Raw genomic sequence first — 19444 nt, forward strand, 5'->3', positions numbered from 1 at the left:
CGCGAGCGATGCTTCAAACCACCCTGAGTTACGTCTGGTCGGCCAGCGGCATCATCTTGATCATCTCGGTCTTGCTCCACAGCCCCAAGGGCGATGGCATGGGAGGGATCGCTTCAAGTGGTGGCTCGATGTTCACGAGCGCTCGCAGCGCAGAGGCGACCCTCAATCGCATCACTTGGACCCTGCTGGTCACGTTTCTGGGGTTAGCGGTAATCCTCAGTGGTGGCTGGCTTAGCTGAGCCTCCCCATCAACCACCGACTCCTCTCGACATGAAAAAGCCCCCGCCTCCGCGGGGGCTTTTGTTTGGCAAAGCGATGGGGGCCCGCAGGCCCCCGGGCGAGATCAATAGTCGAAGTCGCCGCCCATGCCGCCGCCCATGCCGCCACCGGCAGGAGCTGCTTCCTTCTTCTCAGGAAGATCAACCACGATGCACTCGGTGGTCAGCACCATGCCAGCGATGGACGCGGCATTTTGCAGGCCAGAGCGGGTCACCTTGGCGGGGTCGATGATGCCGGCAGCCAGCATGTCGACGTACTCGTTCGAGGCGGCATTGAAGCCCTCGCTGAAGGGCTTATGGCGCACGTTCTCAGCCACGACGGAGCCGTTGGCACCGGCGTTTTCAGCGATGCGCTTGAGGGGAGCATCGAGGGCCTGAGCCACGATGTTGGCGCCAATCAGCTCTTCACCACTGAGGTTCTGGTTGGCCCACTCGGTCAGAGCAGGAGCCAGGTGCGCCAGGGTGGTGCCGCCACCAGGGACGATGCCTTCTTCAACAGCCGCCTTGGTGGCGTTGATGGCGTCCTCGAGGCGCAGCTTCTTGTCCTTCATCTCGGTTTCGGTGGCCGCACCCACCTTCACCACAGCCACGCCACCAGCCAGCTTGGCGAGGCGCTCCTGCAGCTTCTCCTTGTCGTAGGTGGACTCGGTTTCGTCCATCTGCTTGCGGATCTGTTCGCAGCGCGCCTTCACGGCCACCTCATTGCCTTCGGCAACGATGGTGGTGGTGTCCTTATTGATCGTGATGCGGCGGGCGGTGCCCAGCATCTCGATCTTGGCGTTTTCGATCTTGAGGCCAGCGTCCTCAGTGATCAGCTGACCAGCCGTCAGCACAGCCATGTCTTCGAGCATGGCCTTGCGGCGATCGCCGAAGCCGGGGGCCTTGACGGCAGCCACATTCAGAACGCCGCGCAGGCGGTTGACCACCAAGGTGGCCAGGGCTTCCTTCTCGATGTCCTCGGCAATGATCAGCAGAGGCTTGCCGGTCCGGGCGATGGCCTCGAGCACGGGCACCAGGTCCTGAACCAAACCGATCTTCTTGTCGGTCAACAGGATGTAGGGCTCTTCGAGCACCGCTTCCATGCGGTCGGTGTCGGTCGCGAAATAAGGGGAGATGTAGCCCTTGTCAAAGCGCATGCCCTCGGTGACCTCCAGTTCGGTGGTCATGGACTTGCCTTCTTCCAGGGAGATCACGCCCTCTTTGCCGACCTTCTCCATGGCGTCAGCGATCATCTTGCCGACTTCGTCGTCGTTACCGGCTGAAATGGCGCCCACCTGGGCAATCGAGTTGTTGTCGGTGATCGGCTTGGCGTTCTCCTCGATCTTGCTCACGAGGAACACAGCGGCCTGGTCAATGCCGCGCTTCAGGGAGATGGCATTCGCGCCAGCAGCCACGTTGCGCAGACCAGCCTTGACCATGGCGTGAGCCAGGACGGTGGCGGTGGTGGTGCCGTCACCAGCGGCATCGTTGGTTTTGGAGGCGGCCTGACGGATCAGGGAAACGCCGGTGTTCTCGATGTGATCCTCGAGTTCGATCTCCTTGGCGATGGTGACGCCGTCGTTAATGATCTGAGGAGCTCCGAACTTCTTCTCGAGCACCACGTTGCGGCCTTTGGGGCCGAGGGTGACAGCAACCGACTCGGTGAGGATATCGATGCCTTTTTCAAGAGCGCGGCGAGCCTGCTCGTTGTAAATGATGCGCTTGGCCATGGGGGGAGGAAATAAAGGAAGCGTTTAAGGACTCAGCGTCGCGGTCAGGAGACGACCGCCAGGATGTCTTTCTCGCTGAGCAGGACGTACTCATCGCTGCCGAGCTTGATGTCGGTACCGGCGTACTTGGAATACAGAACCTTGTCGCCCACGCTCACCTCAGGAGCCTGGCGGCTGCCGTCGTCGTTGCGCTTTCCAGCGCCGATCTGGACGACTTCACCCACTTGGGGCTTTTCCTGGGCGGTGTCAGGGAGAAGGATGCCGCCGGCGGTTTTCTCGTCGGAGGCAGAGACCTTGATGAAGATGCGGTCACCGAGAGGCTTCACGGTGGACACGCTGAGGGATACGGCAGCCATACGTGGATGGTTGATCTCAGAACTTGGTGGCGAGAGCCTGCAGCGCCGATCTGGCACTCACAGCCCTCGAGTGCCAACGTATCCCTGTGACGTTCCGTGTCGCAATTGGGACAGATGGACGGTTCCCCGAACCTCCCCAAAAAGAGCGCATCTGCAGTGGTAAGGTTGCCCGGCCCGAAAGGCGCTGCCTTTCCGCCCCAACGCTTTAACCCATGGCCGCAGCAGCAAAAGCCACATCCGGTACGAAAGGAGTCGTCCGCCAGGTCATTGGCCCTGTGCTGGACGTTGAATTCCCCGCCGGCAAGCTGCCTCGCATCTACAACGCTCTGCGGATCGAGGGTAAAAACACCGCAGGACAAAATATTGCTCTGACTGCTGAAGTCCAGCAGCTTCTCGGTGATCACCGCATTCGCGCAGTCGCCATGAGTGGCACCGACGGCCTGGTGCGTGGCATGGAAGCCGTCGACACCGGCGCTCCGATCTCTGTGCCCGTGGGCGAAGGCACCCTGGGCCGAATCATGAACGTGCTTGGCGAGCCCGTCGACGAGCAGGGTCCTGTGAAAACAGACGCCACCGCTCCGATCCACCGCAGCGCCCCCAAGCTCACCGACCTAGAGACCAAGCCCAAGGTGTTCGAGACGGGCATCAAGGTGATCGACCTGTTGGCTCCCTACCGCCAGGGCGGCAAGGTCGGCCTGTTCGGCGGTGCCGGCGTGGGCAAGACCGTGTTGATTCAGGAACTGATCAACAACATCGCCAAAGAGCACGGCGGTGTGTCCGTGTTCGGCGGCGTGGGTGAGCGCACCCGTGAAGGCAATGACCTCTACGAGGAATTCAAGGACTCCGGCGTGATCAACGCCGATGACCTCTCCAAGTCGAAGGTTGCCCTCTGCTACGGCCAGATGAACGAGCCCCCCGGCGCCCGCATGCGCGTGGGTCTCTCCGCTCTGACCATGGCTGAGCACTTCCGCGATGTGAACAAGCAGGACGTGCTGCTGTTCGTCGACAACATCTTCCGCTTTGTGCAGGCTGGCTCTGAGGTGTCCGCTCTGCTGGGCCGCATGCCCTCTGCTGTGGGCTACCAGCCCACCCTGGGCACCGACGTGGGTGAGCTGCAGGAGCGCATCACCTCCACCCTCGAGGGCTCCATCACCTCCATTCAGGCCGTCTACGTCCCGGCTGACGACCTGACTGACCCGGCACCAGCCACCACCTTCGCCCACCTCGACGCCACCACCGTGTTGAGCCGCGGCCTGGCTTCCAAGGGCATCTATCCCGCTGTGGATCCCCTGGATTCCACCAGCACCATGCTCCAGCCCGCCGTTGTGGGCGATGAGCACTACAAGACCGCGCGCGCTGTGCAGTCCACCCTGCAGCGCTACAAGGAGCTCCAGGACATCATTGCGATTCTGGGTCTGGACGAACTCTCGGAAGACGACCGTCTGACCGTGGACCGTGCTCGCAAGGTCGAGAAGTTCCTGTCCCAGCCGTTCTTCGTGGCTGAGATCTTCACCGGCATGCCTGGCCAATACGTGAAGCTTGATGAAACCATCAAGGGCTTCCAAATGATCCTCTCCGGCGAGCTGGATGATCTGCCTGAAGCTGCCTTCTACCTGGTGGGCAACATTGATCAGGTCAAGGCCAAAGCCGAGAAGATCCGCTCTGAAGCCAAGGGTTGATCCCTTCCTTCCCCGTTTCTGAGGTTTTCAATCCATGGCCCTAACTCTGCGGGTGCTTTGCCCCGATCAGAACGTCTTCGATGGTCAGGCTGACGAAGTCATCCTGCCCAGCACCACCGGTCAGCTCGGTGTGCTTCCTGGTCACGTCTCCTTGCTCACCGCCCTTGATGTGGGTGTGCTGCGGATGCGCGATGGCAACCAGTGGACCGCCATCGCCCTGATGGGTGGCTTTGCTGAAGTCGACGACGACGAAGTCAGCGTGCTCGTCAATGCCGCCGAGCCCGCTAGCGGTATCAATGCTGAAGAAGCCCAAAAGCAACTCAGCGAAGCTGAGCAGGCTTGGAGCAAATTTGATGGTCAGCCCAACAGCCCTGACAAGATCAAAGCTCAGCAAGCTTTCCAGAAAGCGCGCGCTCGCTTGCAAGCCACCAAGGCGAACTGAACGACACCACGTTCCAATTCAGCAACCAGCAAGACGGCCTTCGCGCCGTCTTTTTTTTGTTCTTTTTTTGGGACAAACAGGCACAAAAAAACCGGGGCTTCAAGCCCCGGTTGGATTCCAAACAACAACGGAACAACCAATCAGGCCGTACCGCAGAAGGTGACTTCTGGGAACTTGAGCTTGGCCTCATCAAGGCTCTTGCCTTTGCCTTCCTCTTGCCAGTAGTTGATCACCTCAGTGGCTTTGTTGAGGACCTCAACGCGCTCGTTTTCGGTGATCCAGCTCTTGCTCTCGAGCACGCTTTTGAGGGTTTCCCAGGCATCTTCACGGGGCCAGAAGAAGTAAGCAGTCAACGGACTGGGGCCACCACCAACGATTTGATCAACGGCCAGAGCAACGTTCTCAGGCAGCCAAAGAATCTTCAGCAGAAAGCGGCCTTCGTCAGCTTTCGGGGTGTAACCACTGGGGACGCCATCAGCATCCACCGTGGAGCGGGCCAGATGCTCCGTGGCAGTCTTCATGCCACTGGATGCAGTCGCGCTCTCAGTCGCTGTGGAAGCAGTGCTTGGGCTTGCCTCCTCGCTTGGCGCAGCTGCGGTCTCGGTTTCAGTCACGGGGCTCGTTTCGGTGCTCAAGGGAGGTACAGCGAAAGACCTGGCGGGGCAGGCAAACGACTAACCTACCAGCCCCCGCATCAGCACCCATCGCTCCAGCTCCTGTGGTGCTGTTCGACATCGATGGCGTGATCCGCGATGTCTCTGGCAGCTACCGCCGGGCCTTGGTGGAAACGGTGCATCACTACAGCCATTGGCGGCCCGATGCCGCCTGTGTGGATGCCCTCAAAGGCGAGGGGCGCTGGAACAACGATTGGGACGCCAGCTTGGAGCTCTTGCGCCGCCAAGGCGTTGCATTGCCAGAGCGAGATGCCTTGGTGGCGGTGTTCAGCAGTTTTTATTTCGGCGGCGATCCCGACGGGGAGCCCAGCCAATGGCAAGGGTTCATTGGCAGTGAGCCCCTGCTGGTGGAACCCCATTTTTTTGCTCAGCTGAGTGCCAAGGGATGCCGCTGGGGATTTGTCAGCGGCGCTGAACCGCCATCAGCCCGCTATGTGCTGCAGCAACGACTGAAACTGCAGCAGCCACCGCTGATTGCCATGGGCGATGCACCAGACAAACCCGATCCCACCGGGTTGATCCGCCTCAGCGACCAATTACGCCCAACCCCTGAAACCCCAGTGCTCTATCTCGGCGACACCGTTGCCGATGTGCAAACCGTGATCCAAGCCCGGCAACAACGACCTGAGCAGCCCTGGCTGAGCTTGGCGGTGGCACCTCCCCACCTGCATGGCCAAACCCAAGCGCGGCAGGCCTATGAGCAGCAACTGCTGCAGGCCGGTGCCGATCACATCCTGGGCAGCACCCCAGAGCTGCTTTTTTTCATTGATCAGCTGACAATCCCTCAACACTGAGTTCAAGGTGTGGAGGACAACCGTCCTGCTGCGTTGAATCGCCTGCGCCTTCTGCTGCCTGAGCTCGCCACGCTCTCCATTGGAGCGGGCGTGCTGGCGCTGCTGAGCTTCACCGGAGTCCTGGAATGGCTCCTGGCTGGTAGCGCCAGCACCATCGTGCTGGGCCTGATCCTGCTGGGCAGCGTCGTGGTGGTGCTCTCGCTGCAGGTGGCCCGCCAGGCGGAACTGTTAGCGGAAGAGTTGGGTGAGCCCTTCGGGACGCTGGTGCTCACCGGTTCGGTGATCGTGATTGAGCTGGCCCTGATTGGCAGCACGATGCTGACGGGGGAATCGAATCCCACCCTGGCCCGGGATTCGATGTTCTCGGTCTTGATGGTGGCCCTCACCGGCATCACCGGGTTGTGCATGGCCCTCACCTCCCGCATGCAGAAAAAAGACCGTGATCAGCCGATGCGGGTCGAAGACCTGGCGGCCACGAACAAGGCCGGGGCGATGGTCTACTACAACCTCATCGGCACGATGAGCGTGCTGGTGCTGATCATTCCCAACTTCAGCAACGACAGCCCTGAAGGCAATTTCAGCCTGCCGCTGAACATCGTTCTCTCCGTCACCGCACTGGTGGTCTACGGCCTGTTCCTGTTCAACCAAACCGGTGCCTACCGCGGCTTCTTCATGGAGATGTTTGCCGACGAGGGCGGCAATCCAGAAAGCCGCCATCACGCCGAACTCGAAGGGGGCCCCTGGCAAGCCGCCGCCCTGCTGATGGGAACCCTGGCGATCGTGGTGGTGATCGCTGAATCCATGGGCCAACTGATTGAGCGCGGGGTCAATGAGCTGCACTTGCCCAGCTCCCTGGCTGGCATCCTCGTGGCGATGCTGATCCTGCTGCCGGAGGCCATCAATGCGATCCAAGCAACGCGGAAAGGCAAGTTGCAGCGGGCCCTCAACACCCTCTATGGCTCGGTGCTCTCCACAATCAGCCTGACGGTTCCTGCGGTGCTGCTCATCGGAGAAGTGACTGGCACCAAGGTGATCTTGGGGCTGGAGCAATATGAAATGGTGCTCCTCTCGCTCACCTTGTTTCTGCTGCGCCCCCACAGCCGCGTGCTGGGAAGCGAAGGGCTGATGTTGCTCGTGGTGTTTCTGTTCTGGTTCGTGCTGGAGCTGGTCTGAACTCAGCGCTCCATCGCTTCCACACTCTTGAGGGCGGCGGCGGTGAGCACCTCAGCGCCCCCATCGACCACCGCCACATCGTCTTCGATGCGAATCCCGATGCCTTTCCAGCGCTCCTCAATGGCGGGCTGCCCCTCCGGCACCGGCAAGCGATCACTGATGTAAAGGCCTGGCTCCACCGTCAACACCATCCCGGTCTCCAAGCTCACCGGGTGCTCCCCAAGCCGGTAGGCGCCGACATCGTGCACATCCAGGCCGAGCCAGTGGCCGGTGCGGTGCATGTAGAGGTGGCGGTAAGCGTCTTGCTCAATCACGGCATCGACGCTGCCGCGCAGCAGCCCCAGCTCCAACAGGCCTTCCACCAACACGCGCACGGCGGTTTCATGCACCGCCTCAGCGGTTGATCCCGGCGACACCTTGGCAATGGCGGCCTCTTGAGCCGCCAAGACCAGGCTGTAGAGGTCGCGCTGCTCAGGGCTGAAGCGGCCATTGATTGGGAAGGTGCGGGTGATATCGCCGTTGTAGTAGTCGCTGACCGAACAACCCGCGTCGATCAGCAGCAGGTCGCCATCGTTCAGCGGGGCGTTGTTGGCGGTGTAGTGAAGGATGCAGGCGTTATCGCCCCCGGCGACGATCGAGGGATAAGCAAAACCGCGGCTGCCACAGGCAAGGAAGTGCTGCTCCAAGTTGGCGCGCACCTCCGCCTCGTTTTGTCCTGGCTGCACCAAGGCGCGGACGCGTTCGTGGGCTTCCGCACTGATCCGGCAGGCCTGGCGCAATCGGTCCAATTCCCCCGCGTCTTTGCGCAGGCGCATCGCATGCAGGATTGGGCACGGAGCCGTGAGCTGCCGCATCGCTTCACCCGTGCGTGAGGCGCGATCGAGCTGATTCGACCAGCAGCGCAGCACCAGCTTTTCGAGGTCGGGGTGACGCCCCACTCGAAAACAAATCCCCTCCGCCCCTTGGAGGTAGTCGGGAAGCAGCGCCTCGAGCTGCTCCAACGGATGGGCCACATCGGCCCCAAATTCCGCCACCGCCCCTTCGGTGCCCCAGCGGAAGCCATGCCAAACCTCGGCAGTGGGATCTTTGGCGGGCACAAACAGCACAAAGGAGTTGCCTGGCCGGTGGGGAAGGAACAGGGCCACAGCCCCCGGCTCATCGAAACCGGTCAGGTACCAAAAATCACTGTCCTGACGGAAGGGAAACTCCACATCGGCGTGATGTTGCATCAGCGCCGCCGCAGGAATCACAGCGGCCTGCCCCTCGAGTGCATCAAGGAATTGCTGGCGCCGTTGGGCGTAATTGATCGGCACGGGGTCTGTCGGGCCTTGGTGCAGGCGGTTAAATGAGTGTGTCAGGTTGGCCCGCCGCCGGGTGCAGTGAGCGATTTCCTCCTTTTAGCGGGCCTGGTGCTCATCCTGCTGGCGGGTTCAGCCCTATGTTCTGGCGTGGAAGCCGCCCTGCTGACGGTGAGCCCCCTGCGGGTGCACGAGATGGTGGGGCGCGGGGTTAAAGGGGCCCAACTGCTGCAAAACCTCAAGGGCCGCTTGGCCCGGGTCTTGGTGATGTTGGTGATCACCAACAACCTCTTCAACATCTTCGGCAGCTTGATGTTGGGCGCCCTGGCCGCTGTTGTGTTCCATCACCACGGCCTGCAGGGAACCGCCCTGACGGTGTTCTCGTTCAGCTTCACCGTGCTGGTGATCGTTTTGGGCGAAATCGTCCCGAAGGCCTTTGGAACCCGCACCGCAGCCAGCACTGCCTTGCTCGCCGCACCAGCCCTGGCGCTGCTGCTGAAGCTGGGCATGCCACTGGTGCTGCTGCTCGAACGGTTGATGCCAGCGCTGAGTGAGGAAAACGAGCTCACCACCGATGAAAGCGAAATTCGCTTGCTGGCCAGGCTGGGATCGCAAAAGGGACGCATTGAGGCCGATGAAGCCGCGATGATCGCCAAGGTGTTTCAACTCAATGACCTCACGGCCAGAGATTTGATGCTGCCGCGGGTCTCCGCCCCCACGCTCAATGGTTCAACGCGGCTCGACGAGCTGCGCGATTTGCTCCTCACGGACGACTCCCCCTGGTGGGTAGTGCTGGGCGCTGAGGTGGATGAAGTGCTGGGGGTGGCCAGCCGCGATCAATTGCTCACCGCTCTGGTGCAAGGCCGCGGACACGCCACCGCCGCCAGCGTTTCCGAGCCGGTGGAATTCGTGCCTGAGATGATCCGCGCTGATCGGCTGCTCACCAGTTTTCGCCGCAGCCGCGATTCGGTGCGTGTGGTGGTCGATGAATTTGGCGCTTTTGTTGGCCTCATCGGCGCTGAAGTCGTTCTGGCCGTTTTGGCGGGCTGGACCCGCCCCCGGGTGGAGCCGCAAGCCTGATGGACAAGCAGCGCAGCGCCACCATCACCCGTGCCCTGATCCAATGGCGGGAAGGATTGCAGCTCAGCCGCCGCGAGCAATCGGTGCTGGGACCGGAGCTGCAAGGCCTCGACCGGCAGCTGCAGCGGCTGCAGGAACGGCAACTCCGGGTGGCGGTCTTTGGCCGGGTTGGCGTTGGCAAAAGCAGCTTGATCAACGCCTTGATCGGCGATGAAGCCCTCGCCACCGATGTGGCCCATGGCAGCACCCGGCGGCAGCAAGCCGTGCCTTGGAACCGCACCTGGGGCGATGGAGGGCTGCTGCAGCTGGTGGATACCCCCGGCATTGATGAGATCGCTGCTCCGGCTAGGGAGCGCCTGGCACGGCGAGTAGCCACCGGCAGCGACCTGGTGGTGATGGTGATCGACGGCGACATCAGCGCGCCGGAACTGGCCGCCTTCCGCACCCTGCAAGACAGCGGCAAGCCCACTTTGCTGGTGGCCAACCGGGCTGACACTTACAGCCAGGCGGAGCGCCACCAACTCACAGAGACCATCCAGGCGCGCTGCGGCAGCGATGAGCCGCTGCTGTGGGTGGCCGCCGCGCCAAGGCGGCCGGTTGTGCTCGCCGATGGCCGCGTGCGCCGCCAAGCCGCAGCATCGGAGTTAGGAGCGTTGCAGCAGCACCTCGATCAACTTCTCGAGGCCCACGGGGAATTGCTGCTGGCCCTCAACAGCCTGCGCGCAGCCGATCACTTCAGCGCGCAGCTGTTGGCCTGGCGCCTCGGCCAGCGCCAGCAGGCTGCCCAAGCCTTGATCGGCCGCTGCGCCAGCATCAAAGCCGCGGGGCTGGCCGCCAACCCCTTGATGCTGCTGGATTTAGCCGGCAGTGCTGCAGTCGACAGCACCTTGATTGTGCAACTGGCCCAGCTCTATGGCGTGCGGCTACGCGGCCCCTCCGCTCGGCGACTGCTGCAACGGGTGGGCCGGCAGAGCTTGGTGATTGGCGGTGTGCAGTGGGGATTGCAAGGGGCTTTGAGCCTGATCAAACAGCTGCTGCTGATGGCCGCGCCGTTCAGTGGCGGGCTCAGCCTGGCTCCGGCGGCCCCAGTAGCCCTCGCCCAAGCCGCCCTGGCGGTGCATGGCACCCGCATCACAGGCCGCGAGGCCGCCCGTCAGTTGCTGCTCTCAGCCCACCGGGGGCCCGCCAGGCCCGCCAGCCTGTTGCGCCGCTTGCAACGGGCTGACCCCCAAGCCCAACGCTGGCTGGCTCACCACCAGAGCTGGAGCCCCGAAGTGGGGTTGCCATGACATCCCAGCTGGCGCTGTTTGGCACCAGCGCGGACCCGCCGACGGTGGGACATCGCGCCGTGCTCGCTGGGCTGATGCAACTCTTCCCGCGGGTTTGCACCTGGGCCAGTGACAACCCGTTCAAGCAACACGGTGCACCCCTTGACGTGCGGGCGGCCCTGCTGGGAGCCGTAGTCAACAGCCTCACCGAGCAGGCTGGTAGCGATCGGCTGCAGCTACGCCAGGACTTCAGCAGCCGCCGCGCCATCGACAGCATCGAAGCGGCCCGCCGCTGTTTCCCTGATGACGATCTGGTGTTTGTGGTGGGCACCGATCTGGTGGCACAAATCCCCAGCTGGTATGCCGTTGAAGCCTGGCTACCCGGCTGTTCGATCGCCGTGGTGCAGCGCCAAGGCTGGCCGATGCAAGCCGGCGACCTCCAGCGGCTGCAGGCGCTCTGCCCGCAAGTGGCGCAGCTGCCTCTAGAAATTCCAGCAGCTGCAAGCTCCTCAGTGCGGCATCACCCCAACCCCGAACTGGTCCCCAGCGAGTTGCTCACTGACTTAGCGCAGCGAAACCTTTACGGTTTCAGCATCGACGACCTCCCCTGTGCGGATCGCACTGATCCAATCCAACCCGCTGGTCGGTGATCTGCAGGGCAATCGGCAACGCCTGCAACAGCAGTGCCTGCAGGCTGCCGAAGCCGGAGCCGAACTCGCCCTGGCCCCTGAACTCGCCCTCTGGGGCTATCCGCCCCGGGATCTGCTGTTGCAGCCGGCCCTACGGCAGCAACAAGACCGCCAACTCGATCAGCTCAGTGGCGCGTTGCCGCCGGGGTTTGGGCTGCTGCTTGGGGTGGTTGAGACCAGTGGCCAGAAGCTGTTCAACGCCATGGCCCTGGTGGAGCGCGGCGGCTGGCGCTTGGTGGCGCGCAAACGGTTGCTGCCCAGTTACGACGTCTTCGATGAACAGCGCTATTTCCACAGCGGTGATCAACCCGCGCTGCTGAGCTGGGGCAGTCAGCGCCTTGGGCTGACCCTGTGCGAAGACCTCTGGGTTGAACCCAAAATCAGCGGCCGCAATGCGCCGCTGTGCGATCCAATTGCTGAACTTCAGCCCCTCAAGCCGGATCTATTGATCAACCTCTCAGCGTCCCCCTTTGGCCAGGGCAAAGCGGAGCGTCGCCGGCAGCTGGCGGGGGCCGCCCAGCAGCGGTTGGGATGCCCAGTGCTCTACGTCAATCAGGTGGGGGGAAACGACGAACTGATTTTTGATGGCAACAGCTTTGTGCTGGATGCCACTGGGGCGCTGCAGCAGCAACTGCCCTGCGGCGAGAGCGCGCTGCAGATTTGGGACAGCCAGAGCCCAGCGACCCCAACCCCACCCGAGCCCCTGAGTCCCGAGGCTCAGCTCTGGCGCATGCTCGTGCTCGGGGTGCAGGACTACGCCCGCAAATGCGGCTTCCGCAAAGCCTTGCTCGGGCTCAGTGGCGGCATTGATTCGGCCCTGGTGGCAGCCCTAGCCGTTGCGGCTCTGGGCAGTCAGCAGGTGCGGGCGCTGTTGATGCCATCGCCCTACAGCTCTGAAGGCTCGCTGCAGGATTCCCTGGCCCTCGCCAGTCGGTTGAATCTGGCCACCAGCACGGTGCCGATTGAGCCCTTGATGCAGCAATACGACGGCAGCTTGGACCCAGCGCTGGGGCAGAAGCCCGAGGGCATCACCGCCGAAAACCTGCAATCGCGCATCCGCGGCACGTTGCTGATGGCCGTGGCCAATAGCGAAGGCCAACTGCTGCTAGCTACCGGCAATAAATCCGAGCTGGCCGTTGGTTACTGCACGCTCTACGGCGACATGAATGGCGGCCTGGCCGTCATCGGGGATCTCTACAAAAGCGAGGTGTTTCGGCTGACGCGCTGGCTCGATAGCCCGGCTGCTGCCGGCGAGCGGCAACGCTGCGGGCTGCCAGCCGATGGGCCTGTCATCGGGGACGCGATCTTGAATAAGCCCCCCAGCGCCGAGCTGAGGCCGGATCAAAAAGACAGCGACTCCCTGCCCGACTACCCCTATCTCGATCGCCTGCTGCAGCGCTTTATCGAGGAGCATGCCTCGCCGGAAGAGCTCATCGCCAGCGGTGAGCCGAGCGACGCCGTGCAGCGGATCTGGCGGCTGCTGAAACGGTCAGAATTCAAACGGCGCCAAGCTGCACCGGTGCTCAAACTGAGTGCTCGCTCCTTCGGTTGCGGTTGGCGCATGCCAATCGCCGCCAGCACTGGCGCCGAAGGCTAGGAATCGCCAGGCTGATAGCAGAACCAACCCACCATGGCCGCTCCCCAACCCGCCGCCTCGATGAGCAGCATCGGCATTCCTCGGGAGATCAAGCCCGATGAGCAGCGGGTGGCTCTCACCCCCGATGCCGTGCGCGAGCTGGTGAGCATTGGCCTGGAGGTGCGAATTGAGCAGGGCGCTGGCCGCGGAGCTGGCATCGATGACGCCAGCTTTGCCGCCGCCGGCGCAGCCATGGTGTCCAAAGAGGAGGCCTGGGCCGCTCACCTGGTGGTGAAGGTGAAAGAACCGCAGCCCGAGGAGTTCGGCTTCTTGCGCCGCGACATGGTGCTGTTCACCTACCTGCACCTGGCGGCCTACCCCGCTGTTGGCAAGGCCCTGCTGGAGAGCGGCTGCACCTCGATTGCCTACGAAACGGTGCAGCTGGAGAACGGCAGCCTGCCCCTGCTGGCGCCGATGAGCGAAATCGCCGGCCGGCTCGCCACCCAAGCGGGGGCCTACCTGCTGGAGCGTCCCCATGGCGGTCGCGGCGTGCTGCTCGGCGGCTGCACCGGCGTCAAGCCCGCCCGGGTGGTGGTGTTGGGCGCCGGCACCGTGGGCTGGAACGCGGCCCGCGTCGCAGCAGCCATGGATGCCGAGGTGATGCTGCTGGATCGCTCCCCGCAGCGGCTGCGCAATCTGGAAGCCGACCGGCGCGGACGCCTGGTCAGCTTGGTGAGCAGCCGCGGCTTGATCGAACGGGTGATCCCCACCGCCGATCTACTGATCGGTGCGGTGCTCACCCCGGGCGGGCGGGCCCCAACCCTGGTGGATGAAGCGCTGGTGCAACAGATGCGCCCTGGCTCGGTGATCGTCGATGTGGCCATCGATCAAGGCGGCTGCATCGCCAGCAGCGAGGAGACCACCCACACCGAACCGGTGATCGAAAAATTTGGCGTGCAGCACTACGCCGTCGGCAACATGCCTGGCGCTGTTCCCTTCACGTCCACCGAAGCGCTGGTGAGCGTGACGCTGCCCTACATCGTCACCATTGCCGGACGGGGCCTGAGCGAAGCGGTGACCGAGCGCCCCGAGCTGCTCTCCGGGCTCAACACCGTCGACGGGGCGGTGTGCCATCCCGGTGTTGCCCGGGCCCTCGATGTGCCCCCACGCCACCCCATGGCCTGCCTGCGCTAAGCAACGTGAATTAACGGCTGCTGAGGGGAAAGAAGAGATTCATCGCATCCCTTTGGCTTCGCCAAACCTCTGGATACACCGGGCAAGCACCCCGCCCGGCGCCCGTGGCCTTTCATCAAGCGGTGATTCCAACGCCCAGCGAAGATCTGGCAATTGATGTTCTGAAAGCCGCTGGCCTGAGTCCGGAATACCACCCGCAGCTGCCCACCTTGATCTACGCGAGCGAAAGCTTTCGCCGCGGACTTAAGCCCAACCAGTACGTCACGGTGATTTGCGACCGCTCCGACGCCGACAACCTGGGGGAAGCGCTACTGCAAGTGCGCAGCCATGAATTAATGGCCCAACGCAACACCCGCTGCGAGCAGATCTTCAACCAACTGCTGACGCACCTCAGCACGCGCTGAGCGGCCGCATCAAGGCCCTCGGGTCCAGTCCCTCGCGCCACGCCAACACCAATCCAGCCGCTGCGCTGTAGTCAGCCGCTGGCACCACAGCAAGATCCAACGCAGCAGCATCCACCTGCAACAGGCTGGGGTTGCTGCGCACCGCAACGATCGGGATGCCGCGATCAGCGCAGGCCAACACGGTTTCCCCGCCGAGGGCACCAGCGGGTGCCACCACCGCGCCCACCTGATCAATCGCCAGCTCCTGGGGATGCCAGGGCTCAGAGGCCGGGCGGAGATCGGGCGCACGGCTCAGCCCCACCAACACGCAGGGCAAAAACGTGTGGCCCAACTCTTCAGCAGCGGCGCGTGAATCGAGCTCGGCCATGGGCGCGAGCGGCGCCAGGGCGGGGGCATGGGCACAAGGGATTTGCAGCTCCCGCACCAGCAAATGACTAATCACCGCCTCAGCTCCAGCCAAAGCATCCACACCACTGCCGTTGCGGTAGGCCTGCAGGGCGTCGCTGCCGTTGTCATCAGGGAAACGCGCCACCACCGCAATGGCTGTGGCGCCCGCGTGCTTCAGGCGTGAACCAGCCCGCAGTAGCGCACCGGGCTGCTCCAGCTGGCCCCAGCTGCTGCCGCTGGAGGCCTGGCTGAGCCTGACGCCAAGGGGCTCATCGCTCACCAGCTCTGGGCCGATATCCAAGCCCAAGGTGGCCCGTGCAGCCGCCAGCACCTGGCGATGACGCAAGAGCAGCTCGGGTTCGATGCCGGCATCAAACAGCACCCCAATCCGCTGGCGACGCTGGGGCCGCAGCCGCAGCGAGCCCTTGGCAAAGGCATCAAGGCTCCAACCTTCCACGTAGTGGATGCGGGGATCGCTCCAATAGAGGGCCGCCCCATTCATCACATTGGGATGGGTGATCAAACAGTCGCTCGCGGCAGCCAGCAGCCGGGCCACGGGCAAGGCATCGCCCGCGAAGCCCCCCTGCTCGCAGCCGATCCCTGTGGGGATCACCAGCAGCGTGGGCAGCGGCTCGCTCACACCAGCAGCACGGCTTCCAGCCGCAACCATTGCCCCTCGGGGCGCTGCTCAGCCGCTGTAATCGCCCAACGCAAGGGCTCACCATGGGCAGCCAAGGCCTGGCGGCATGCCGCCACACGCCCTTGTCGCCAGCGCTGCGGCTCGATCACCAGTTCCAGCTCAAACGGCTGCAACCTCACTTTTGGTATTGACCGAATTGCGCCTCATAGAGCGCATCTTCTTGTCCGGCCAGCAGCTGCACATCACTGCGGGGCTGCGCCACACACAGCAAGGCAAAACCCTTTTGACGCAGCTCTTCTTTGACACCCATGGCATCGGGCTGGTGCAACTCACCGGAACGAATGCTGGCGGCGCAGGTGGTGCACACGCCTGCACAACAGGAGCTCGGCAAGGTCAAATTGGCCGCCTCCGCCGCGGCCAAGACGGTCTGATCGCTGTGGCAAGGGAAGGTGTGCGTCTGGCCTTCCAATTCCAACTGCACCTGAAAGGTGTCCGCCATCGCCATCAGTTGCTCAGCGGACCATCTTGACGCAGCGAATCCCACTGGCTGGGGTGGGGCGCCAAATACTCCGGCGGGACGTCGCCCTTCGGTGCGGTGAGCGCCAAATCAAAGGCGATCGAGAGGCGCTCTTCATCGCTGCTGGTGTTGGCGGTCACCGCATGGTCCAGGGCAGCCGGGAACAGCAGCAACAAGCCTGCGCTTGGGGGAATATCCATCCATGGAGCGTTCCAGCATTTGGCGGCTGTTGAGTGCTGCTGCAACGGGCCGCCGTGTCCGACCGCCAAACCTGGGACCAGCTCATTGAGGGTGTGGGGGGCAAACAAGCGCAGGCAACCAGTGGCGCCAGTGCCATCGCCAGTGAGATACACAATCGCGCTGAGATGGGCGTTGGGGTGGTGATGCCGCCCAATGGCTTGCTCCGGCCCGCTCACCACAGGCCAGCTGCGTTGAATATGCAGCTCCACCTGGCTGAGATCGAACCCCAGAGCGGCCACATAGGCGTGGGCGTGCTCAGCAACGGCAGCCACCAACGGGGCAAACGCCGGGTGCTGGTGCAGTTGCCAGAGGCCGTTGATGTCGCCGGTCCAGGCACAACCAGGCTCGGGATTGCCTTCGGCCTGGCCCCGCAGCTGAATCACCTCCTGCATCCATTGGGCCAGCTGCAACGGATCGGGCTGCAGCTGCACCCGGGCTAGGGCCAAGGGGAAAAGAGCTTGAAGGTCCACGCCGGTGCTGAGCAAGCAGAGAGCAACCACAAAAAAACCGGCCCCAAGGGGCCGGTTTCAGCATGACGTGTTGGCTGACGATCAAGCCATTGCCGAAGCACCGCCCACCACTTCAAGGATTTCCTGAGTAATCGCAGCTTGGCGAGCCTTGTTGTAATCCAGGGTCAACTCCTTGGCGAGGGCTTTGGCGTTGTCGCTGGCATTGTTCATGGCCGTCATCCGGCTGGCCAGTTCACTGGCAGCGGACTCCTGCAGTGAGCGCAACACCTGGTTCTGGAGATAGAGGGGCAGCAGCACATCCAGCAGCTGGCTGGGGCTCTGTTCAAACACCAGATCCGACTTCAGCTTGTCCTCTTGGTTGGAGGCGCTGCTGCGCTCCACACCGAGTTCACCCTCCTTGGTGACGAAACGGAAAATCTCGTCGTCAGGGCTGGCAATGCCCTGGGGATCCAGCGGCAGCAGGGTTTGAGACACCGGCTTCGTGCTGACCAAGTTGATGAACTTGGTGTAGATCAGCTCAACGCGATCGGTGGCACCACCAAGGAATTCAGCCTGAACCGCATCGGAGACCTGCAGGGCATCGGTGGAGGTGGGCAACTGATCCAAACCGGTGAAACTCGCCGTAATCGGGTAGTTGCGGTTTTGGAAGTAGGTGTCGACCTTGCGGCCAACCGTGATCAGAGCCACCTCATAACCAGAGGCCTTGAGCTCAGCGAAGCGCTGTTCCGTGCGCTTGATGATGTTGGCGTTGAAGCCACCGCAAAGACCGCGGTCGCCCGTCATGGCCACCAAGGTGATGTGACGGGGGTCACGCGCTTGCAGCAGAGGGGTGTCTGCTGATTCCAGGGCAATACGGCTTTGCAGGCTTTCCAGCACGCGGGCCAGGCGGTCTGCGAAGGGGCGGCTCCGAAGCACCAGGTCCTGGGCACGGCGCACCTTCGCTGCAGCCACCAGGCGCATGGCCTCGGTGATCTTGCGGGTGTTCTTGACCGATTTAATCCGGTCTCGGATCTCTTTCAGGTTCGCCATTGATCCAACCTCAGGCTGCAACCAGCAGTCCGGAGACCACCTGTTTGATGGCGTCCTTGAGGATGGCCTCAGAGGATTCGCTCATCACCTTCTCGGTCTGGATGGCGTTGATGAACTCAGGCTTGCTGGTCTTGAGGTAATCACGCAGTTCGCGCACGAACTCGGTGACCTTCTCCACAGGCAGCTCATCAAGCAAGCCCTTGGTGCCGGCATAAACGATGGCCACCTGCTCAGCCAGCAGCAGCGGGCTGAATTGGGCTTGCTTGAGCAGCTCGCGCAGACGCTTACCGCGGCCCAACTGGGCTTGGGTGGCAGCGTCGAGATCGGAGGCGAACTGGGAGAAGGCCGCCAGCTCATCGAACTGAGCCAGCTCAAGCTTCAAGGTGCCAGCAATCTTCTTGATCGCCTTGGTCTGGGCAGCACCACCCACCCGGCTCACGGAGATACCCACGTTGATGGCAGGACGCAGACCGGAGTTGAACAGGTCGGAGCTGAGGAACACCTGACCATCGGTGATGGAGATCACGTTGGTCGGGATGTAAGCCGACACGTCACCAGCTTGGGTTTCGATGATCGGCAGGGCAGTCATGCTGCCTTTGCCCATGGCATCAGAGAGCTTGGCGGCACGCTCCAGCAGGCGGCTGTGGCAATAGAAGACGTCGCCGGGATAAGCCTCACGGCCGGGCGGACGACGCAGCAGCAGAGACATCTGGCGGTACGCCTGGGCCTGCTTGGTGAGGTCGTCATAAATCACCAGGGTGGCCTTGCCCTGATACATGAAGTGCTCAGCAATGGCGGCGCCGGTGTAGGGAGCCAGGTATTGCAGTGAGGCAGCTTCCGAGGCGCCGGCGGCCACGATCACGGTGTAGTCGAGAGCGCCACGCTCACGCAGTACTTCGGTGACTTGGGCCACAGAGGCGGCCTTCTGGCCAATTGCCACGTAGACGCAAACCACGTCTTCGGACTTCTGGTTGATGATCGTGTCGATCGCGATCGCGGTTTTGCCGGTCTGGCGGTCACCAATGATCAGCTCGCGCTGGCCACGACCGATGGGGATCATCGCGTCGATGGCGGTGATGCCCGTCTGCATCGGCTCGTGAACCGATTTGCGCTGAATGATTCCAGGCGCAGGGTTTTCAATCAGGCGGACGTCGGTGCTAGCAATCTCACCCTTGCCGTCCATGGGCTGACCCAGGGGGTTGACCACACGGCCAAGCATGGCTTCACCAACCGGCACAGAGGCGATCTTGCCGGTGGCCTTCACCGTGCTGCCTTCCTGGATTCCATAGCCCTCACCCATCAGCACGACACCCACGTTGTCGTCTTCGAGGTTCAGGGCGAGGCCTTCGGTGCCATCTTCAAAAACGACAAGCTCACCGGCCATGACCTTGTCGAGGCCGTAGACGCGAGCGATGCCGTCACCCACCTGAAGCACGGTGCCGACGTTGCTGACAGAGACCGACTTGTCGTAATCCTCAATTTGCTGCTTGAGGATGGCGCTGATCTCGTCGGGACGGATGGAAACCATGGCTTGGAAGCGGTGAAGG

At 62.9% G+C, this 19444-nt stretch carries 21 protein-coding genes; 11 read left to right on the forward strand and 10 right to left on the reverse strand.

Annotated features, from left to right (window positions below):
- The first annotated feature begins 8 nt into the window (after nucleotides 1-8).
- Nucleotides 9-239, forward strand: coding sequence for a preprotein translocase subunit SecG (secG, locus tag SynMINOS11_RS09380; RefSeq protein WP_186548134.1), 231 nt, complete (start codon nucleotides 9-11; stop codon nucleotides 237-239).
- 104 nt (nucleotides 240-343) lie between these two features.
- Here secG and groL read toward each other — a convergent pair whose 3' ends face one another.
- A complete protein-coding gene (gene groL, locus SynMINOS11_RS09385; protein ID WP_011936275.1) occupies nucleotides 344-1987 on the reverse strand; it encodes a chaperonin GroEL in 1644 nt (547 codons plus the stop codon).
- 44 nt (nucleotides 1988-2031) lie between these two features.
- On the reverse strand, nucleotides 2032-2343 hold the full coding sequence (groES, locus tag SynMINOS11_RS09390; RefSeq protein WP_043737222.1) for a co-chaperone GroES: 312 nt from the start codon (nucleotides 2341-2343) through the stop codon (nucleotides 2032-2034).
- Nucleotides 2344-2555: 212 nt separating this feature from the next.
- Between groES and atpD the strand changes: the two genes are divergently transcribed.
- On the forward strand, nucleotides 2556-4022 hold the full coding sequence (gene atpD / locus SynMINOS11_RS09395; RefSeq protein ID WP_186548136.1) for a F0F1 ATP synthase subunit beta: 1467 nt from the start codon (nucleotides 2556-2558) through the stop codon (nucleotides 4020-4022).
- 34 nt (nucleotides 4023-4056) lie between these two features.
- Nucleotides 4057-4464 carry an ATP synthase F1 subunit epsilon gene (atpC, locus tag SynMINOS11_RS09400; RefSeq protein WP_011936278.1) on the forward strand — a complete coding sequence of 136 codons (408 nt, stop codon included), beginning with the start codon at nucleotides 4057-4059 and terminating at the stop codon, nucleotides 4462-4464.
- Nucleotides 4465-4604: 140 nt separating this feature from the next.
- Here atpC and SynMINOS11_RS09405 read toward each other — a convergent pair whose 3' ends face one another.
- Nucleotides 4605-5099, reverse strand: coding sequence for a 30S ribosomal protein PSRP-3 (locus SynMINOS11_RS09405; protein WP_186548139.1), 495 nt, complete (start codon nucleotides 5097-5099; stop codon nucleotides 4605-4607).
- 83 nt (nucleotides 5100-5182) lie between these two features.
- Here SynMINOS11_RS09405 and SynMINOS11_RS09410 point away from each other — a divergent pair, with 83 nt between their 5' ends.
- Together SynMINOS11_RS09410 and SynMINOS11_RS09415 are read left to right on the forward strand one after the other, a co-directional pair.
- Nucleotides 5183-5932, forward strand: a complete 750-nt coding sequence (locus tag SynMINOS11_RS09410; RefSeq protein WP_186548141.1) for a TIGR01548 family HAD-type hydrolase — start codon at nucleotides 5183-5185, stop codon at nucleotides 5930-5932.
- 33 nt (nucleotides 5933-5965) lie between these two features.
- Complete coding sequence (locus SynMINOS11_RS09415; protein ID WP_255445376.1) at nucleotides 5966-7105, forward strand: calcium:proton antiporter; 1140 nt, start codon at nucleotides 5966-5968, stop codon at nucleotides 7103-7105.
- A gap of 2 nt (nucleotides 7106-7107) precedes the next feature.
- On the opposite strand, the gene SynMINOS11_RS09420 is transcribed toward SynMINOS11_RS09415, so the two are convergent.
- Nucleotides 7108-8418, reverse strand: coding sequence for an aminopeptidase P N-terminal domain-containing protein (locus SynMINOS11_RS09420; protein ID WP_186548145.1), 1311 nt, complete (start codon nucleotides 8416-8418; stop codon nucleotides 7108-7110).
- Between the two features lie 66 nt (nucleotides 8419-8484).
- Here SynMINOS11_RS09420 and SynMINOS11_RS09425 point away from each other — a divergent pair, with 66 nt between their 5' ends.
- From SynMINOS11_RS09425 to SynMINOS11_RS09450, 6 genes are all read left to right on the forward strand, one after another.
- A complete protein-coding gene (locus tag SynMINOS11_RS09425; RefSeq protein WP_043737227.1) occupies nucleotides 8485-9483 on the forward strand; it encodes a CNNM domain-containing protein in 999 nt (332 codons plus the stop codon).
- Nucleotides 9483-10772 (forward strand): GTP-binding protein, encoded by a 1290-nt coding sequence (locus SynMINOS11_RS09430; protein WP_186548147.1) that lies wholly within the window; start codon nucleotides 9483-9485, stop codon nucleotides 10770-10772. Before SynMINOS11_RS09425 ends, SynMINOS11_RS09430 begins: the two co-directional genes overlap by 1 nt.
- Nucleotides 10769-11401 (forward strand): nicotinate-nucleotide adenylyltransferase, encoded by a 633-nt coding sequence (locus tag SynMINOS11_RS09435; protein ID WP_186548149.1) that lies wholly within the window; start codon nucleotides 10769-10771, stop codon nucleotides 11399-11401. Before SynMINOS11_RS09430 ends, SynMINOS11_RS09435 begins: the two co-directional genes overlap by 4 nt.
- Entirely contained in the window at nucleotides 11361-13037 is a 1677-nt protein-coding gene (locus SynMINOS11_RS09440; protein ID WP_186548151.1) for an NAD+ synthase, read from the forward strand. Before SynMINOS11_RS09435 ends, SynMINOS11_RS09440 begins: the two co-directional genes overlap by 41 nt.
- Before the next feature lie 33 nt (nucleotides 13038-13070).
- Entirely contained in the window at nucleotides 13071-14210 is a 1140-nt protein-coding gene (gene ald / locus SynMINOS11_RS09445; protein ID WP_011936287.1) for an alanine dehydrogenase, read from the forward strand.
- 104 nt (nucleotides 14211-14314) lie between these two features.
- Nucleotides 14315-14614, forward strand: a complete 300-nt coding sequence (locus SynMINOS11_RS09450) for a hypothetical protein (RefSeq protein ID WP_011936288.1) — start codon at nucleotides 14315-14317, stop codon at nucleotides 14612-14614.
- Here the strand turns inward: SynMINOS11_RS09450 and SynMINOS11_RS09455 are convergent.
- From SynMINOS11_RS09455 to atpA, 6 genes are read right to left on the reverse strand one after another with little or no spacing between them, the layout of a single operon-like run.
- The gene (locus tag SynMINOS11_RS09455; protein WP_186548153.1) at nucleotides 14601-15671 is read right to left on the reverse strand and encodes a DUF3326 domain-containing protein; all 1071 of its coding nucleotides are present in this window, start codon (nucleotides 15669-15671) and stop codon (nucleotides 14601-14603) included. The genes SynMINOS11_RS09450 and SynMINOS11_RS09455 overlap by 14 nt on opposite strands.
- Complete coding sequence (locus SynMINOS11_RS09460) at nucleotides 15638-15814, reverse strand: hypothetical protein (RefSeq protein WP_186550903.1); 177 nt, start codon at nucleotides 15812-15814, stop codon at nucleotides 15638-15640. The genes SynMINOS11_RS09455 and SynMINOS11_RS09460 overlap by 34 nt, the downstream gene beginning before the upstream one ends.
- Before the next feature lie 2 nt (nucleotides 15815-15816).
- The gene (locus SynMINOS11_RS09465) at nucleotides 15817-16146 is read right to left on the reverse strand and encodes a 2Fe-2S iron-sulfur cluster-binding protein (protein WP_011936291.1); all 330 of its coding nucleotides are present in this window, start codon (nucleotides 16144-16146) and stop codon (nucleotides 15817-15819) included.
- Complete coding sequence (locus SynMINOS11_RS09470; protein WP_186548155.1) at nucleotides 16146-16898, reverse strand: 2OG-Fe(II) oxygenase family protein; 753 nt, start codon at nucleotides 16896-16898, stop codon at nucleotides 16146-16148. Before SynMINOS11_RS09470 ends, SynMINOS11_RS09465 begins: the two co-directional genes overlap by 1 nt.
- A gap of 51 nt (nucleotides 16899-16949) precedes the next feature.
- Nucleotides 16950-17897 carry a F0F1 ATP synthase subunit gamma gene (locus SynMINOS11_RS09475; RefSeq protein ID WP_011936293.1) on the reverse strand — a complete coding sequence of 316 codons (948 nt, stop codon included), beginning with the start codon at nucleotides 17895-17897 and terminating at the stop codon, nucleotides 16950-16952.
- Between the two features lie 10 nt (nucleotides 17898-17907).
- Nucleotides 17908-19425, reverse strand: a complete 1518-nt coding sequence (atpA, locus tag SynMINOS11_RS09480) for a F0F1 ATP synthase subunit alpha (protein ID WP_011936294.1) — start codon at nucleotides 19423-19425, stop codon at nucleotides 17908-17910.
- Between the last annotated feature and the right edge of the window lie 19 nt (nucleotides 19426-19444).

Source organism: Synechococcus sp. Minos11, from assembly GCF_014279855.1.
In the GTDB taxonomy this organism is placed as follows: domain Bacteria; phylum Cyanobacteriota; class Cyanobacteriia; order PCC-6307; family Cyanobiaceae; genus RCC307.

Coding starts and splice junctions, on each gene's coding strand:
- secG (WP_186548134.1), top strand. CDS start 9: ATGCTTCAAACCACCCTGAGTTACGTCTGGTCGGCCAGCGGCATCATC.
- groL (WP_011936275.1), bottom strand. CDS start 1,987: ATGGCCAAGCGCATCATTTACAACGAGCAGGCTCGCCGCGCTCTTGAA.
- groES (WP_043737222.1), bottom strand. CDS start 2,343: ATGGCTGCCGTATCCCTCAGCGTGTCCACCGTGAAGCCTCTCGGTGAC.
- atpD (WP_186548136.1), top strand. CDS start 2,556: ATGGCCGCAGCAGCAAAAGCCACATCCGGTACGAAAGGAGTCGTCCGC.
- atpC (WP_011936278.1), top strand. CDS start 4,057: ATGGCCCTAACTCTGCGGGTGCTTTGCCCCGATCAGAACGTCTTCGAT.
- SynMINOS11_RS09430 (WP_186548147.1), top strand. CDS start 9,483: ATGGACAAGCAGCGCAGCGCCACCATCACCCGTGCCCTGATCCAATGG.
- SynMINOS11_RS09435 (WP_186548149.1), top strand. CDS start 10,769: ATGACATCCCAGCTGGCGCTGTTTGGCACCAGCGCGGACCCGCCGACG.
- ald (WP_011936287.1), top strand. CDS start 13,071: ATGGCCGCTCCCCAACCCGCCGCCTCGATGAGCAGCATCGGCATTCCT.
- SynMINOS11_RS09455 (WP_186548153.1), bottom strand. CDS start 15,671: ATGGTTGCGGCTGGAAGCCGTGCTGCTGGTGTGAGCGAGCCGCTGCCC.
- SynMINOS11_RS09465 (WP_011936291.1), bottom strand. CDS start 16,146: ATGGCGATGGCGGACACCTTTCAGGTGCAGTTGGAATTGGAAGGCCAG.
- SynMINOS11_RS09475 (WP_011936293.1), bottom strand. CDS start 17,897: ATGGCGAACCTGAAAGAGATCCGAGACCGGATTAAATCGGTCAAGAAC.
- atpA (WP_011936294.1), bottom strand. CDS start 19,425: ATGGTTTCCATCCGTCCCGACGAGATCAGCGCCATCCTCAAGCAGCAA.